Source organism: Lysobacter sp. Soil_C_15, assembly GCF_057657315.1.
The window spans coordinates 18,490-33,082 of the sequence record NZ_JBDGIR010000003.1 but is presented as its reverse complement, the minus strand read 5'-3'; the positions used below and the strand labels follow the sequence as shown (position 1 = coordinate 33,082).

General features: G+C 70.5%; 12 protein-coding genes. 10 read left to right on the top strand and 2 right to left on the bottom strand.

The features are described from left to right. The first annotated feature begins 232 nt into the window (after positions 1-232). Together AC3A57_RS08085 and AC3A57_RS08080 are read left to right on the top strand one after the other, a co-directional pair. Positions 233-2,287, top strand: a complete 2,055-nt coding sequence (locus AC3A57_RS08085) for a DEAD/DEAH box helicase (RefSeq protein WP_487578441.1) — start codon at positions 233-235, stop codon at positions 2,285-2,287. 474 nt (positions 2,288-2,761) lie between these two features. Further along, a complete protein-coding gene (locus tag AC3A57_RS08080) occupies positions 2,762-3,517 on the top strand; it encodes a type 1 glutamine amidotransferase (protein WP_487578440.1) in 756 nt (251 codons plus the stop codon). Positions 3,518-3,779: 262 nt separating this feature from the next. Here AC3A57_RS08080 and AC3A57_RS08075 read toward each other — a convergent pair whose 3' ends face one another. Continuing rightward, positions 3,780-4,667 carry a pseudouridine synthase gene (locus AC3A57_RS08075; protein WP_487578439.1) on the bottom strand — a complete coding sequence of 296 codons (888 nt, stop codon included), beginning with the start codon at positions 4,665-4,667 and terminating at the stop codon, positions 3,780-3,782. Positions 4,668-4,878: 211 nt separating this feature from the next. Between AC3A57_RS08075 and AC3A57_RS08070 the strand changes: the two genes are divergently transcribed. From AC3A57_RS08070 to AC3A57_RS08060, 3 genes are all read left to right on the top strand, one after another. Further along, entirely contained in the window at positions 4,879-5,436 is a 558-nt protein-coding gene (locus AC3A57_RS08070; RefSeq protein WP_487578438.1) for a YaeQ family protein, read from the top strand. A 1-nt stretch (position 5,437) separates the two neighbouring features. Then, complete coding sequence (locus AC3A57_RS08065) at positions 5,438-6,625, top strand: BaiN/RdsA family NAD(P)/FAD-dependent oxidoreductase (RefSeq protein ID WP_487578437.1); 1,188 nt, start codon at positions 5,438-5,440, stop codon at positions 6,623-6,625. A 151-nt stretch (positions 6,626-6,776) separates the two neighbouring features. Further along, positions 6,777-7,526, top strand: a complete 750-nt coding sequence (locus AC3A57_RS08060; RefSeq protein ID WP_487578436.1) for a hypothetical protein — start codon at positions 6,777-6,779, stop codon at positions 7,524-7,526. A 424-nt stretch (positions 7,527-7,950) separates the two neighbouring features. Here the strand turns inward: AC3A57_RS08060 and rimO are convergent, their stop codons facing one another. After that, the gene (rimO, locus tag AC3A57_RS08055) at positions 7,951-9,342 is read right to left on the bottom strand and encodes a 30S ribosomal protein S12 methylthiotransferase RimO (RefSeq protein WP_487578435.1); all 1,392 of its coding nucleotides are present in this window, start codon (positions 9,340-9,342) and stop codon (positions 7,951-7,953) included. A 138-nt stretch (positions 9,343-9,480) separates the two neighbouring features. Between rimO and AC3A57_RS08050 the strand changes: the two genes are divergently transcribed. The 5 genes from AC3A57_RS08050 (at position 9,481) to AC3A57_RS08030 (ending at position 14,337) form a co-directional block, all read left to right on the top strand. Beyond that, positions 9,481-10,143, top strand: a complete 663-nt coding sequence (locus AC3A57_RS08050; protein ID WP_487578434.1) for a dienelactone hydrolase family protein — start codon at positions 9,481-9,483, stop codon at positions 10,141-10,143. After that, on the top strand, positions 10,140-10,550 hold the full coding sequence (locus tag AC3A57_RS08045) for an HIT domain-containing protein (RefSeq protein WP_487578433.1): 411 nt from the start codon (positions 10,140-10,142) through the stop codon (positions 10,548-10,550). The genes AC3A57_RS08050 and AC3A57_RS08045 overlap by 4 nt, the downstream gene beginning before the upstream one ends. A 17-nt stretch (positions 10,551-10,567) precedes the next feature. Beyond that, positions 10,568-11,290, top strand: a complete 723-nt coding sequence (pxpB, locus tag AC3A57_RS08040; RefSeq protein WP_487578432.1) for a 5-oxoprolinase subunit PxpB — start codon at positions 10,568-10,570, stop codon at positions 11,288-11,290. Further along, the gene (locus AC3A57_RS08035) at positions 11,287-12,261 is read left to right on the top strand and encodes a 5-oxoprolinase subunit C family protein (RefSeq protein ID WP_487578431.1); all 975 of its coding nucleotides are present in this window, start codon (positions 11,287-11,289) and stop codon (positions 12,259-12,261) included. Before pxpB ends, AC3A57_RS08035 begins: the two co-directional genes overlap by 4 nt. A 246-nt stretch (positions 12,262-12,507) precedes the next feature. Continuing rightward, positions 12,508-14,337: a DUF885 domain-containing protein gene (locus AC3A57_RS08030; RefSeq protein ID WP_487578430.1), complete on the top strand. Its 1,830-nt coding sequence runs from the start codon at positions 12,508-12,510 to the stop codon at positions 14,335-14,337. The last annotated feature ends 256 nt before the right edge of the window (positions 14,338-14,593 follow it).

Here is a 14,593-nt window from a genome sequence, read left to right as displayed (position 1 = left end):
GTGCACAAACGTGCATCCGATGCAAGGGCCGCCGGCGCTGTCTCGCGGGCCGGCCGGGCCTCGCCGGCGAATCGGCCGATCCGGCACAACCGACGCCCGCGCCGCGGCGAAATCGCCCTGCGCGCGACCTACCGCACGTCGCCCGGCGCGCGGCCGAGCCGAAGCTCCACCCGCATACAGGTAGACTGGTGGGTCTCCCGACCGGCCTCGCCGGCGCTGCTAGAGCCTCGACATGAGCGCCGACACGCCCAACACCGCTTCCGAAACCGCCCCCGAAGCCCCCAAGTTCACCGACCTCGCCCTGCCCGAGCCCTTGCTGCGCGCGCTCGCCGACGTCGGCTACGAATCGCCCTCGCCGATCCAGGCCGCGACCATTCCGCCGCTGCTGGAAGGCCGCGACGTGCTCGGCCAGGCCCAGACCGGCACCGGCAAGACCGCCGCGTTCGCGCTGCCGATCCTGGCCGCGATCGACCCGGCCCAGGCCCGCCCGCAAGCGCTGGTGCTGGCGCCGACCCGCGAACTGGCGATCCAGGTCGCCGAGGCGTTCCAGAAGTACGCCACCCACCTGCCCGGCTTCCACGTGCTGCCGATCTACGGCGGCCAGAGCTATTACCCGCAGTTGCAGGCGCTCAAGCGCGGGGTGCAGGTCGTGGTCGGCACCCCCGGCCGGGTCATCGACCATCTCGAGCGCGGCTCGCTGGACCTGTCGCAGTTGCGCTGCCTGGTCCTGGACGAAGCCGACGAGATGCTGCGCATGGGCTTCATCGACGACGTCGAGGCGGTGCTGAAGAAGACCCCGGAAACGCGCCAGGTGGCGCTGTTCTCGGCGACCATGCCGCCGCAGATCAAGCGCATCGCCCAGACCTACCTGAAGGAGCCGGTCGAGGTCGCGATCAAGGCCAAGACCACCACCTCGGCCAACATCCGCCAGCGTTACTGGTCGGTCAGCGGCGTGCACAAGCTGGACGCGCTGACCCGGATCCTGGAGGCCGAAACCTTCGACGCGATGATCGTGTTCTCGCGCACCAAGCTCGGCACCGAAGAACTGGCCGAGAAGCTGTCGGCGCGCGGCATCTCGGCCGCGGCGATCAACGGCGACGTGCAGCAGGCGCAGCGCGAGAAGACCATCGCCAACCTCAAGGACGGCAAGATCGACGTCCTGGTCGCCACCGACGTGGCCGCGCGCGGCCTGGACGTGGAGCGGATCAGCCATGTGCTGAACTACGACATCCCCTACGACACCGAGAGCTACGTCCACCGCATCGGCCGCACCGGCCGCGCCGGACGCAAGGGCGAGGCGATCTTGTTCGTGACTCCGCGCGAACGCGGCATGCTGCGCGCGATCGAGCGCGCCACCCGCCAGCCGATCGAGCCGATGGAGCTGCCCAGCGTGGAGACGGTCAACGAGCAGCGCGTCTCGCGCTTCCTCGGCCGGATCAGCGAGGCGCTGGAAAGCGAGGAGCTGGGCTTGTTCCGCGACCTGGTCGAGCGCTACGAGCGCGAGAAGAACGTGCCCGCGGTGGAGATCGCCGCGGCCCTGGCCAAGCTGGTCCAGGGCGAGAACCCGCTGCTGCTGGCGCCGCCGGCGGCGCAGCCGCGCTACGCCGAACGCGAGGGACCGCGCGAACACCGCGGCCAGGCCACGCGCAAGTTCATCGAGCGCGACAACGCCTCCAACTCCGGCGCCCATCGCCGCGACAAGTTCGAGCGCCCGGCGCGCGACGAGGCCCGCCCGGCCCGCCGCGACGAGGAGCGCGGCGCGCACCGCCACGAACAGCGCCAGTACACTCCGCCGATGCCGGGCGCCGCGTCCGAGCGCCCGCTCAACGCCGCCGAATCGATGTTCGACGACGAGGCGCCGGCGCCGCGCCGCGAGCGCGCGCACGAGCGCAGCCACGAGCGCGCGCCGCGCGAGGCCGAGGTCGGCATGGAGACCTTCCGGATCGAAGTCGGCCACGCCCACGGCGTGCAGCCCGGCAACATCGTCGGCGCGATCGCCAACGAGGCCGACCTGGAAAGCCGCTACATCGGCCGGATCGACATCCGCGACGAATACACCCTGGTCGACCTGCCCGAAGGCATGCCGCGCGAGCTGATGGAGCACCTGAAGAAAGTGCGCGTCGCCGGCCAGCCGCTGCGGATCCAGCGCGCCGGCCCGGGCGACGCCGAAGGCGGCCGCGGCCACGGCCGTCCGGGCGCGTTCCGCCCGCACGGCGCGCGCCCCGGCGGCCCCAAGCCGCACGGCGCCGGTCCGCGCAAGCCGTTCAAGCCGCGCGGCCCGCGCTGACCGCCGCGCCTTGCGGCCGCGCCCCAGCCTCCCGACGTCATGCCCGCGTATGCGGGCATCCAGGGATTCATCCGGCACGACGCTGAAGTCTCTGGATCCCCGCCTTCGCGGGGATGACGGACTGGAGTGGCTGGCAGCCGGGCGCGACCCTGCCTCCCGACGTCATGCCCGCGCATGCGGGCATCCAGGGATTCACCCGGCACGACGCTGAAGTCCCTGGATCCCCGCCTTCGCGGGGATGACGGAATGGAGTGTCTGGCAGAACGCCTGGCCGACCCTGGTTCGCGGCGGCCCGCCGTCGCACCGAGTCTGGCGGCGAGGCCTTGGCTCTGCGCTGCGGCAACCGGCGGGATGCGGGAACCTCGACCGAAACCGTCAGGCCCCACGCCCCAAACCAGAAGTCATAAGCCCGGCGCCCCACAGCGCGCGCCGCGTTTGGCATAGTCGCAGGCGTAAGCCGCAACGCCGCCGCTCATGTCCCGCATCCTGGTCTTCCAACACGTCGCCGCCGAGCCGCTGGGCACGCTCGACCCGCTGATCCGCCGGCGCGGCCACCGCATCCGCTTCGCCAATTTCGACCGCCATCCCGAGGCCCAGCCCAACGTCGACCGTTATCGCGGCCTGATCGTGCTCGGCGGGCCGATGAACGTCGAAGACCAGGCCGCGCGTCCGCACCTGCGCACCGAACTGCTGGCGATCGAACGCATGCTCGAACAAGGCAAGCCGGTGCTCGGCATCTGCCTGGGCGCGCAGTTGCTGGCGCATGTGCTCGGCGCGCCGGTACGCAAGCACCACCGGCCGGAGATCGGCTGGTACCCGTTGCAGACCACCGACGCCGGCGCCGCCGACCCGGTGCTGGCGCCGCTGGCCGGCGTCGCGCCGGTGTTCCAATGGCATCGCTACAGCTTCGAGATTCCCGACGGCGCGCATCATTTGGCCCGCACCGACAGCTGCGAGCAACAGGCCTTCCGCTGGGGCGACAACGCCTACGGCTTCCAGTTCCACCTGGAAATGGACGTGCCGCTGATCGAGCGCTGGCTGGCCAACCCGGCCTATCGCGAGGAACTGGCCGAACTGGGCCACGACACCAGCGAGGACGCGATCCGCGCCCGCACCGTCGAGCACATCCACGGCATGCAGGCGCGCGCCGACGCGGTGTTCAACAACTTCCTCGACCTGATCGGCCGCCCGCAAAGGCGCTACACCCTGCCCTCGCGCGAGTGGGTGTGAGCGCGAAGTTCCGGGGCTAGGAGCGGCGCCAGCCGCGACCGGGACACCGCGCCGCCGACGCCGACGCCGATAAGCCTCGACCGCGCAGCCACCGGGCTGCCTGTTTCGATCTTCGATGGGATCACGAAGGCCTTGCCGGTTCTGCGCGTCCCTTGGTCGCGGCTCGCGCCGCTCCTACCCAGGACATCGTCGGTTGCGGCGCGGGACCGAGGCGGCGCGGTCGCGGCTCACGACCGAAGGAAATCCCCGTGAAACGCCGCTCCTACAGGGCCAAGGCGCTGTCGTAGCGGCGCTCGCGGCCGTCCAGCGGGTCGACGAATTCCAGCGAGCGCGCCAACAGCTTCAGCGGCCGGGCGTAGTCGTCCGGCGCCTGCGCCGCAAGCGGATAGAAACGGTCGCCCAGGATCGGCGCGCCCAGCGCGGCCAGGTGCAGGCGCAGCTGGTGCTTGCGGCCCGTCAGCGGTTCCAAGGCGTAGCGCCAGACCGATTCGCCGCGTTCGAGCACGTCGATCCGGGTCTCGCTGTTGGCTTCGCCCTGCGCCTCGCGCATCAGGAAGAACGGCTCGCCGGCGACGATGCGCGAGCGCCGCAGCAGCGGAAACGCGCAGTGCGGCAGCGGCGGCGCCAGCGCCTCGTAGCGCTTGCGGATGCGCCGTTCGCGGAACAAGGCCTGGTAGGCGTCGCGGCTGGCCGGATCGCGCGAGAACAGCACCAGGCCCGCGGTGCCGGCGTCGAGCCGGTGCAGCGGCGCCAAGCCGGGTTCGCCGTAGCGTCGCTGCAGCCGTCCCAGCAAGGTCTCGGCGACGAAGCGGCCGGCCGGGGCCACCGCCAGGAAGTGCGGCTTGTCGACCACCAGCAGGTGCGCGTCGGCATGCACGATCCGTTCCTGGAACGGAATCCGCGCCTCTTCGGCGACCTCGCGGAAGTAGCGGATCTCCATGCCGACCCGGTACGGCGCGTCGGCGTCCAGCGCCCGCCCCTGCGCGTCGAGCACCCGGCCGCGGGCGAAGCGGTCTTGCCAGCGCTCGCGGACGATCGCCGGAAAGCGCGCGCACAGGCCATCCAGCAGGGTCGTCCACGGTCCCGGCGGCAGTTGCAGGCGGCTCGGCGGCGCGGCCGCGAAGCGGTCCTGGGACGGAAAAGTCGGCATGCGCCCATGATCGCTCACTTCGCCGCGCGGCCCGCATCGTGTCAGGCCCGGGCGCGCGTCTGGCGCGGCCGCCCGGATGCCTGTATGGGTCGCTGGGCCGGGCCGGCCTGGATCGACGCGCGGGCGGCGACTGGCCGGCCCCAGCGCGGCGGCCGGCGCCGCGCCGCGCAAAGCCCTAGAATGCGCGCTGTTTTTACCCCAGGTCCGCCCCATGGCGCCGAACGCCACCATCGTCAAAATCGAACTGCAGGTCAGCGACATGGACCGGCACTACTACGCCGGCCACAACCTGACCCTGGCCCAGCACCCGTCCGAGACCGAGCAGCGGTTGATGGTGCGTTTGCTCGCCTTCGCCCTGCACGCGCACGAGCGGCTGGAATTCGGCCCCGGCCTCAGCGGCGAGGACGAGCCCGAGCTGAGCCTGCGCGACTACAGCGGCGAAATCGAGCTGTGGATCGACGTCGGCCAGCCCGACGAGTCGCGGATCCGCAAGGCCTGCGGCCGCGCGCGCCAGGTGGTGGTGGTCAACTACGGCGGCCGCGCCGCCGACATCTGGTGGGACAAGAACATCGCGACCCTGCGCCGGCTGAAGAACCTGACCGTGCTCGACCTCGACGCGGGTTCGGTCGAAGCGATGGCCGGGCTGGTCCAGCGCAGCTTCCGCCTGGACTGCCAGATCCAGGACGGCGAGGTCGCGCTGAGCACCGACAAGGCCAGCCTCGCCCTGGTCCCGAGCGTGCGCCAGGGCGCGGAAAACCGGGCGGCCTGAGATGGCGGAGCGTTACGACGCCGTGATCGTCGGCGGCGGCGCCGCCGGCCTGATGTGCGCGCTGACCGCCGGCCGCCGCGGCAAGCGCGTGCTGGTGCTGGAGCACGCCAACAAGGTCGGCAAGAAGATCCTGATGTCCGGCGGCGGACGCTGCAATTTCACCAATACCGGCACGACGCCCGCCAACTACCTGTCGGCCAACCCGCATTTCTGCAAGTCCGCGCTGGCGCGCTACACGCCCTGGGACTTCATCGCGATGGTCGAGCGCCACCGCATCGCCTACCACGAGAAGGAGCTCGGCCAGCTGTTCTGCGATCTGTCGTCGAAGCTGATCGTGAAGATGCTGGTCGACGAATGCCAGGCGGCCGGGGTGCGGATCGAGACCGGTCACGGCATCGACGCCCTGCACCACGGCGACGGCGAGGCGCCGTTCCGGCTGCATACCGCGCACGGCAACATCGCTACGCCCGCGCTGGTCGTGGCCAGCGGCGGCCTGTCGATCCCGAGCATGGGCGCCAGCGGTTTCGGCTACGAACTGGCGCGGCGCTTCGGCCACCGCGTGCTGCCTACCCGCGCCGGACTGGTGCCGCTGACCCTCAGCGGCAAGCACCTCGAGCGCCTGCACGACCTCAGCGGCGTCGCCCTGGCGGTGACCGCGAACTGCAACGGCCAAGCCTTCAGCAACCAGATGCTGATCACCCATCGCGGCGTCAGCGGGCCGGCGATTCTGCAGATTTCCTCGTACTGGCAGCCCGGCGACGACCTGCGCCTGGATTTGCTGCCCGGCCACGACGCACTGGACTGGCTGCTCGCCCAGCAGCGCCAGCGCCCGGCCGCGGAACTGAAGACCGTGCTCGGCGAAATCCTGCCCAAGCGTTTCGCCCAGCGTCTGTGCGAGGTCTGGTTGGCGAACAAGCCGATGAAGCAGTACAACGCGCCGGAGCTGAAGCAACTGGCCGCGACCCTGTCCGACTGGCCGCTGACCGCCAGCGGCACCGAAGGCTACCGCACCGCCGAAGTCACCCTGGGCGGGGTCGATACCGACGAAGTCTCGTCGAGCACGCTGCAGTCCAAGCGCGTGCCGGGCCTGTACTTCGTCGGCGAAGTGCTCGACGTCACCGGTTGGCTGGGCGGCTACAACTTCCAATGGGCCTGGGCGTCGGGCCATGCGGCGGGGTTGGCGGTGTAGGTTGGGGACTCGGGACTCGGGACTCGGGACTCGGGACTCGGAGCGAGTCTGTCGCTGTCGGTTTCGATGTCTAGCGTCCAACTCCTGCCTCGAGCTGCCAGGCCGCTAGAATCGGCATCCATCGCACGCCATCAGGCCAAGGACGCCGTCTATGCCCGCCCCTCGTTCGTTCCGCCGTTTCGGCATCGTCGCCCTCGCCCTGCTGGGCACCGCCTTGCTACCGGCCGGCGCCGCCGATCGCGGCGCGCTGGCGCCGGGCGAGTACATCACCGGCCAGGGCTGGGGCACGCTCAAGATCAGCGCCGACGGCAGCGGCCGGCAGCGGTTCGAGATCCTCACCGTCAACATCGGCCATTACTGCGAACTCAGCGGCACGATCGAGCGCGGCCGTGGTCTGGTCGCCGCCGACGGCGATCTGCCGGCCTGCGCCATCACCCTGAGCGACAACGGCGAAGGCATCGACGTGGCGATGGCCACACCGGCCGAATGCAAGCGCCACTGCGGCCTCAACGGCAGCTTCGATGTCGACTACCTCAAAGTCGCGCCCGAATGCACCAGCGACGGCCTGCGCCGCAGCCGCGACGCGTTCAAGCGCAGCTACGACGGCAAGCGCTACCCGCAAGCGCTGGCGACCCTGGAGCCGGTGCTGAGCCGGTGCGGGCGCACCTTGAGCTGGGAGGACGAAGGCGATATCCGCAACGACCTGGCCATCACCCAGTACCACAACGGTCGTTATCGCGAATGCCTGGCTACGCTGCAGCCGTATGCCGAGGAGGCCGCGCTCGACGATGCCGAACTCGCCGACAGCTGGCCGCCGGTGCTGCTCGACCGTCGGCTCAGCATCGTCCGTCCGGCGCGGACGAATCTGCGCCTGTGCAAGCGCAAGCTGGGGCTGCGTTGAGAACCGCAGACGGCGTCGCGGCCTGAGCGAGCGAACGGCGGCTCGGGCGCAGGACTCGGCCTTTCGCGCCTGACTTCATTGCTCTCGAGACAGCCGGCGCGGACGCCGAACTCGAAAGAAAATCCCCCAGCGCAGCCAGCGCACCTCGACCTCGATTCGCATCGGCGCCAGCCCCCTTTTCCAAAGGGGGCCGATTCCAAAGGGACCGATTCCAAAGGGACCGATTCCAAAGGGACCGATTCTCGAAGGGCCGATTCTCGAAGGGCCGATTCTGGAAGGGCCGGCTCTCCAAGGGGCCGATGCTCGATGCGCACGCGGGGACCCGGCCCATCCCGATGAACTAGCGCGGGGCCAGGGGGGATTTGCTGTTGCTGATGCCGTCGCGGTTGCCGTTGCTCTCGCCACACCCCGGCAACCAGCCCCCTCACTGCGGCAGCAAGGCCTCGCCGTACAGATCGTGCTCGTCGCTGCCCATGATCTCGACGTCGACGAACTGGCCGACGCGCAGTTGCGCTTCCAGGCCGTTCTGGATCTGCACCAGGCCGTCGATCTCCGGCGCGTCGGCCATCGAACGGGCGATCGCCAGGTCGCCGTCGATCGCGTCGACCAGGCAGCGCTGCACGCTGCCGACCTTGGCCTCGAGCTTGGCCGCGGAAATCTCCGCCTGCCGCTCCATGAACCGCGCCAGGCGCTCTTGCTTGACCTCTTCGGCCACCGGATCGGGCAGGTCGTTGGCCTGGGCGCCGTCGACCGGCGAATAGGCGAACGCGCCGACCCGATCGAGCTGGGCCTCGTCCAGGAAGTCGAGCAGTTCCTCGAACTCGGCCTCGGTCTCGCCCGGGAAACCGACGATGAAGGTGCTGCGGATCGCGATGTCCGGGGCGATCGAGCGCCAGCGCTGGATCCGCTCCAGAGTCTTGTCGACCGCGCCCGGGCGCTTCATCAGCTTGAGCACGCGCGGGCTGGCGTGTTGGAACGGGATGTCCAGGTACGGCAGCAGCTTGGGCATGCCGTGGGCGCCGTTCTGCGCCATCAGCGGGATGATGTCGTCGACGTGCGGATACGGATACACGTAGTGCAGGCGGGTCCAGATGCCCAGCTCGGCCAGGCCCTCGCACAGCGCCTTCATCCGGGTCTGATAGCTGTTGCCGCGCCACTCGCGCGCGGCGTACTTGAGGTCGACGCCGTAGGCCGAGGTGTCCTGCGAGATCACCAGCAGTTCCTTGACCCCGCCCATCGCCAGCTTCTCGGCTTCGCGCAGCACCTCGTCGACCGGACGCGAGACCAGGTCGCCGCGCATCGACGGGATGATGCAGAAGCTGCAGCGGTGATTGCAGCCTTCGGAAATCTTCAGGTAGGCGTAGTGCTTCGGGGTCAGCTTGATGCCGATGCCGTCGTCGAGCCGATGCGAAGCCGGTCGCGGCACCAGGTCGATGAACGGATCGTGCCTGGGCGGCAGCGCCGCGTGCACCGCGCTCATCACGCTGCCGTAGTCCTGCGGGCCGCTGATCGACAGCACGTCCGGATGCGCCTGGCGGATCAGCTCCGAGCGCTTGCCCAGGCAACCGGTGACGATCACCTTGCCGTTCTCGGCGATCGCCTCGCCGATCGCGTCCAACGACTCGGTCACCGCCGAATCGATGAAGCCGCAGGTGTTGACCACGACCACGTCGGCGTCGTCGTAGCTCTGCACGATGTCGTAGCCCTCGACCCGCAGCTGGGTGAGGATGCGCTCGGAATCGACCAGGGCCTTGGGGCAACCGAGGCTGACGAAACCGACTTTGGGATTGGCGGGCGAAACGCTGGCGGAAGACATGAACGCGGAGACCTGAACGAGGATGCCCGATGGGCGGCGGGCCGACGGCCCGGATCCGGCGACGCCGGGGGCGCGAATTATAGCCTCCGCGGCTAAACTGGCCGCGAACCAAGGTTCATTCGCATAGGAGCAGTCCCCATGGCCCAGTGGACCGACCTCGACACCCCGGCCGGCCCGGTCCGCGCCTGGCGCGCCGACCCCGGCGGGCCGCCGCGCGGCGGTCTGGTGGTGATCCAGGAGATTTTCGGCGTCAACGCGCATATCCGCGCGGTCGCCGAACGCTTCGCCGCAGCCGGCTATGCGGTCCTGGCGCCGGCCCTGTTCGATCCGGTCGAGCCCGGGGTGGAACTGGGCTACGACCAGTCGGCGGCCGCGCGCGGGGTCGAACTGCGCAACGCGCTCGGCTTCGACCGCGCCAGCGAGATCGTCGGCGCCGCCGCGCACCGGCTGCAGTCCGAGGGCCTGCGCACCGGCGCGGTCGGCTTCTGCTGGGGCGGCTCGCTGGCCTTCCTGGCCAACACCCGCCACGGCCTGCCTGCGGTCAGCTACTACGGCGCGCGCACCCTGCCCTTCCTCGGCGAACCGACGCGCGCGCCGATCGCGTTCCACTTCGGCCGCCACGACGGCAGCATCCCGCCGGACGCGATCGAACAACACCGGCAGGCGCTGCCGAACGCGCCGATCTATATTTACGACGCCGGCCACGGCTTCAACTGCGACCTGCGCGCCGACTACGACGCCGACAGCGCCGCGCTGGCCTGGCGACGCACGCTCGACTTCCTCGCGGACACGCTGAAATGAACCCCTGGCATCTGCATCCGCAACTGGCCGACGACACCCATCCGGTGGCGCAGTTCGAACTGTGCGAGCTGCGCCTGATGGACGACGCCAATCATCCCTGGCTGATCCTGGTGCCGCGGGTGGACGGCGCGGTCGAGCTGGTCGATCTGGACCAGGACCAGCAGCAGGCCCTGACCCGCGAAATCGCCCGCACCAGCCGCGCCCTGCAGGCCGCGTTCAAGCCGCACAAGCTCAACGTCGCCGCGCTCGGCAACCTGGTGCCGCAACTGCACGTGCACGTGATCGCGCGCTACCGCGAGGACATCGCCTGGCCGCGGCCGGTATGGGGCATGGCGACGGCGCAGCCGTATTCGCCGGAAACCCTGGTGCAACGCATCCGCCGGCTGCAGGACGCGCTGGCGCAGTGACGCCGGCGCCCACGCCGATGCCCGCGCCGATGCCGACCCCGCCGGCCGCGTTCGAACCTCTGGCCGACGATGCCTGGCTGCTGCGTCTGGGCGAGCGCATCGACGACGCCGTCAACGCCCGGGTGCACGCGTTCGTCGCCCGTCTGCGCCGGCAGCCGCCGCCGTGGCTGCGCGACCTGGTGCCGGCCTACGCCAGCCTGGCGCTGTTCTTCGATCCGCGAATCGTCGATGCCGAAACCGCGCTGGACTGGCTAAGCGCGCAGTGGCAGACCCACGACCACGACCTGGCCGACAGCCCGGTCGAAGCACTGCGCGAGGTCGAGATTCCGGTCGCTTACGGCGGCGACTACGGCCCCGACCTGGATGCGTCGGCGGCGGAACTCGGTCTGTCGCCGCAGCAGTTGATCCAGCGCCACGCGGACGCCGAGTATCGGGTGGCGATGATCGGCTTCGCCCCCGGTTTCCCCTATCTGTCCGGGCTCGATCCGGCGCTGGCCCTGCCGCGCCTGACTACGCCGCGCACCGCGGTCGCCGCCGGCAGCGTCGCCATCGGCGGCGCCCAGACCGGCATCTACCCGCGCCCCGGACCGGGCGGTTGGCGCCTGCTCGGGCGCACGCCGCTGACCCTGTTCGACGCCGGCCGCGCCGCGCCGACCCTGCTGCTGCCCGGCGACCGGGTGCGGTTCGTGCCGATCGAGGCGGACGCGTTCGAACGCTTGCGCGCTCGGGCGACGCCATGAACCGCGACGATGCCGCGATCGAAGTGCTGGCGCCCGGTCCGCTCAGCAGCGTGCAGGATCAGGGCCGACCCGGCTGGCGTCACCTCGGCGTGGCGCGCAGCGGCGCGCTCGACCCCGGCCTGGCCGAGCTGGCCAATCGACTGGTCGGCAACGATGCGGACGCGGCGGTGCTGGAGCTGTGCCTGCACGGCCCGCAGTTGCGATTGCGGCGGCCGCTGCGCCTGGCCCTGCTCGGCGCAAGTCTGGACCTGCGCCTGGACGGCCGCGCCTTGCCCGCGGCGATGGGCCGGCCGATCGAACTGCCGGCCGGCGAACTGCGCCTGGGCGGCCTGCGCGGCGGCGTGCGCGCCTGGCTGGCGGTGGCCGGCGGTTTCGCCGCGCCGACCGTGCTGGGCAGCCGCAGCACCGATTTGCGCGGCGGCTTCGGCGGTTACGCCGGCCGCGCCCTGCGCGCCGGCGACCGGCTCGCCCTCGGCGACTGCGTGCCGCCTGCGATCCAGGCGCCGCGCGCCAGCGCCTGGTGGGTCGATCCCGAATTCGATCCGCCGGATCAGGCGCCGATCCGCTACCGCGCCCACGCCGCGCCGGCGCTGGCCGAAGCGCAGGCTCGCTTCGGCGCGCAGGCCTGGCGGGTGGCCGCGGCCAGCGACCGCCAGGGCCTGCGCCTGGACGGCGCCGCGCTGCCGGCGCCCGCCGCCGCCGGGGTGTCGGAACCGGTCGCGCCCGGCACCGTGCAACTGCCGCCGGACGGTCGGCCGATCGTGCTGTTGGCCGACGCGCAGACCGTCGGCGGCTACGCCCGCCTCGGCCACGTCATCGCCGCCGATCTGCCGCGCCTGGCCCAGGCCGGCCCCAACACGCCGCTGCGCTTTCGCGCCTGCGACGCGGCCGAAGCCGCCGCGGCCTGGCGCGAGCGACAGCAGCGGCTGGCGCGCCTGGGCGTGGCGGTGGATGCGCGCTTGCGCGGCTGAGCCGCGCGACATCGGTGGGTCCGCGGATCTTGCCGCAACGCAAGGCATCGGCCGCGCGTTGCTGGCGCAGCTGTAGCTGCCGTCGCTGAATTGGCGCGAGCGGCATTCGCGAGCGTCCGCAGCGCAGGCGCCGGGCCGAAACTGTGCCGGATTCTGCATCCGCCTAGGGCAAAAGACACTATCGCCGGCGCGTCCGCAACCGCGAGGATCGGCGACACCGTCGCCATCGCCGTTCGGAGGTTCCGCATGCCGTCCCTGCGTCTACTGTCGCTGTCCGTCTGTGTCGTCGCCGCCCTGGGCGCCGGCTGCAAGCAAGGCGCGCCCGCGCCCGCCGCCCCAATCGCCGACAGCGCCGCCGCGCCGGCCGCGGCCGATGCCGCCTGGAACAGCGCGGTCGACCAGTTCATCCAAGGCTTCTTCGAACACTTCCCGACCTGGGGCGCGAACGCCGGCAAGCACGAATTCGACGGCCGCCTGCCCGACTTCTCGCCCGAAGGCCTGAAGCGCAACGCGCAATGGCTGCACCAGCAGCGCGATGCGATCGCGGCGTTCGGCGACGACCGTCTTTCGCCGGCGCAGCGCTATCAGCGCGACTACGTGCGCGCGGTGATCGACGGCCAGTTGTTCTGGCTGGAAGACTCCGGCTTCGCGACCAAGAACCCGGCCTTCTACATGGGCGACCTGTCGCCCAGCATGTACCTGACCCGTCCTTACGCGCCGCTGGAACAGCGCATGGCCGCGTTCGTGAGCTATCAGGAAAACCTGCCCAAGGCGGTCGCGCAGATCCGCGCCAACCTGCAGGGGCCGCTGCCGGATACCTACATCCAGCTTGGCGCCGCGGTGTTCGGCGGCATGGCGACGTTCTTCGACCAGGACGTGCCGAAGATCTTCGCCGAGGTGCAGGACGACAAGCTGCAGATGCGCCTGAAGCAGTCCAACGCCATGGCCACGGTGGCGATGCGCGAACTGGCCGAGCACATGAAGCTGCAGAAGGGCCGCGAGCCGGTGGACTTCGCCTTGGGCGCGGACAAGTTCGCCAGGATGCTCAAGGCCACCGAAGGCGTCGACCTGCCGTTGGACCGTCTCAAGGCCGCCGGCGAAGCCGACCTGGCGCGCAACCTGGCCGCGCTGCAACGCGCTTGCGAGGCCTACGCCAAGGGCAAGCCGATCGCCCAATGCATCGAACAGGTCAACGCCGACAAGCCGGTCGGCGGCGCGGTCGAGGGCGCGCGCAAGCAACTGGTCGGGCTGCGCCAGTTCCTGGTCGACAAGGACCTGGTTACGATTCCGGGCACCGAAGAGGCCAAGGTCGAAGAAGCGCCGCCGTTCAACCGCAACAACTTCGCCTACATCGAGATCCCGGGGCCGTACGAGAAGAACCTGCCCTCGGTGTATTACATCGCCCCGCCGGATCCGAGCTGGCCCAAGGCCGAGCAGGACGCCTACGTGCCGGGCCGGGCCGATCTGCTGTTCACTTCCGCGCACGAAGTCTGGCCGGGGCATTTCCTCCAGTTCCTGCACGCCAACCGCTCGCAGTGGAAGTTCGCCCAATTGTTCGTCGGCTATGCCTACGCCGAAGGCTGGGCCCACTACACCGAGGAAATGATGTTCGACGCCGGCCTGGACGGGGCGACGCCGGAGATCCACATCGGCCAGCTGAGCAACGCCTTGCTGCGCAACGTGCGCTACCTGTCGGCGATCGGCCTGCACACCGGCGGCATGACCGTGGCCGAGTCCGAGCAGATGTTCAAGGACAAGGCCTTCCAGGACCCGGGCAACGCGCGCCAGCAAGCCGCGCGCGGCACCTACGATCCGGCTTATCTGAACTACACCCTGGGCAAGCTGATGATCCAGCAACTGCGCGAGGACTGGACCGCCAGCCGCGGCGGCCGCAATGCGTGGAAGTCCTTCCACGACCAGTTCCTCAGCTACGGCGGTCCGCCGATCCCGCTGTTGCGCGGACAGATGCTCGGCACCGCGCCGGAGGCGAAGCTGTGGATGGCGCCGGCGACCGCCGCCGCGCCCAGCGCCTCGGCGGCGCCGGCTTCGGCTGCGACGGCCAGCGGTTCGCGCTGAGCGAAAGCAAATCCCCCGCGCAGCGGCGACGTCGCGACACCGACTAACGCAGGCGCCAGCCCCCTTTTCCAAAGGGGGCGAATTCTCCAAGCGCCGCCGCACCGAGAACAACCACATAACAGTTCCCCCTTTGAAAAAGGGGGCCAGGGGGGATTTGCTCTTGCCCCCCCAAAAAACCCCAAATCCCCCGCGCAGCGGCGACGTCGCGACACCGACTAACGCAGGCGCCAGCCCCCTTTTCCAAAGGGGGCGAATT

Excerpts from the sequence above, each read along its gene's own strand:
- AC3A57_RS08045 (WP_487578433.1), top strand. The coding sequence starts at position 10,140 with ATGAACCCCTGGCATCTGCATCCGCAACTGGCCGACGACACCCATCCG.
- rimO (WP_487578435.1), bottom strand. The coding sequence starts at position 9,342 with ATGTCTTCCGCCAGCGTTTCGCCCGCCAATCCCAAAGTCGGTTTCGTC.
- AC3A57_RS08065 (WP_487578437.1), top strand. The coding sequence starts at position 5,438 with ATGGCGGAGCGTTACGACGCCGTGATCGTCGGCGGCGGCGCCGCCGGC.
- AC3A57_RS08030 (WP_487578430.1), top strand. The coding sequence starts at position 12,508 with ATGCCGTCCCTGCGTCTACTGTCGCTGTCCGTCTGTGTCGTCGCCGCC.
- AC3A57_RS08085 (WP_487578441.1), top strand. The coding sequence starts at position 233 with ATGAGCGCCGACACGCCCAACACCGCTTCCGAAACCGCCCCCGAAGCC.
- AC3A57_RS08050 (WP_487578434.1), top strand. The coding sequence starts at position 9,481 with ATGGCCCAGTGGACCGACCTCGACACCCCGGCCGGCCCGGTCCGCGCC.
- AC3A57_RS08035 (WP_487578431.1), top strand. The coding sequence starts at position 11,287 with ATGAACCGCGACGATGCCGCGATCGAAGTGCTGGCGCCCGGTCCGCTC.
- AC3A57_RS08070 (WP_487578438.1), top strand. The coding sequence starts at position 4,879 with ATGGCGCCGAACGCCACCATCGTCAAAATCGAACTGCAGGTCAGCGAC.
- AC3A57_RS08060 (WP_487578436.1), top strand. The coding sequence starts at position 6,777 with ATGCCCGCCCCTCGTTCGTTCCGCCGTTTCGGCATCGTCGCCCTCGCC.
- AC3A57_RS08075 (WP_487578439.1), bottom strand. The coding sequence starts at position 4,667 with ATGCCGACTTTTCCGTCCCAGGACCGCTTCGCGGCCGCGCCGCCGAGC.
- pxpB (WP_487578432.1), top strand. The coding sequence starts at position 10,568 with ATGCCCGCGCCGATGCCGACCCCGCCGGCCGCGTTCGAACCTCTGGCC.
- AC3A57_RS08080 (WP_487578440.1), top strand. The coding sequence starts at position 2,762 with ATGTCCCGCATCCTGGTCTTCCAACACGTCGCCGCCGAGCCGCTGGGC.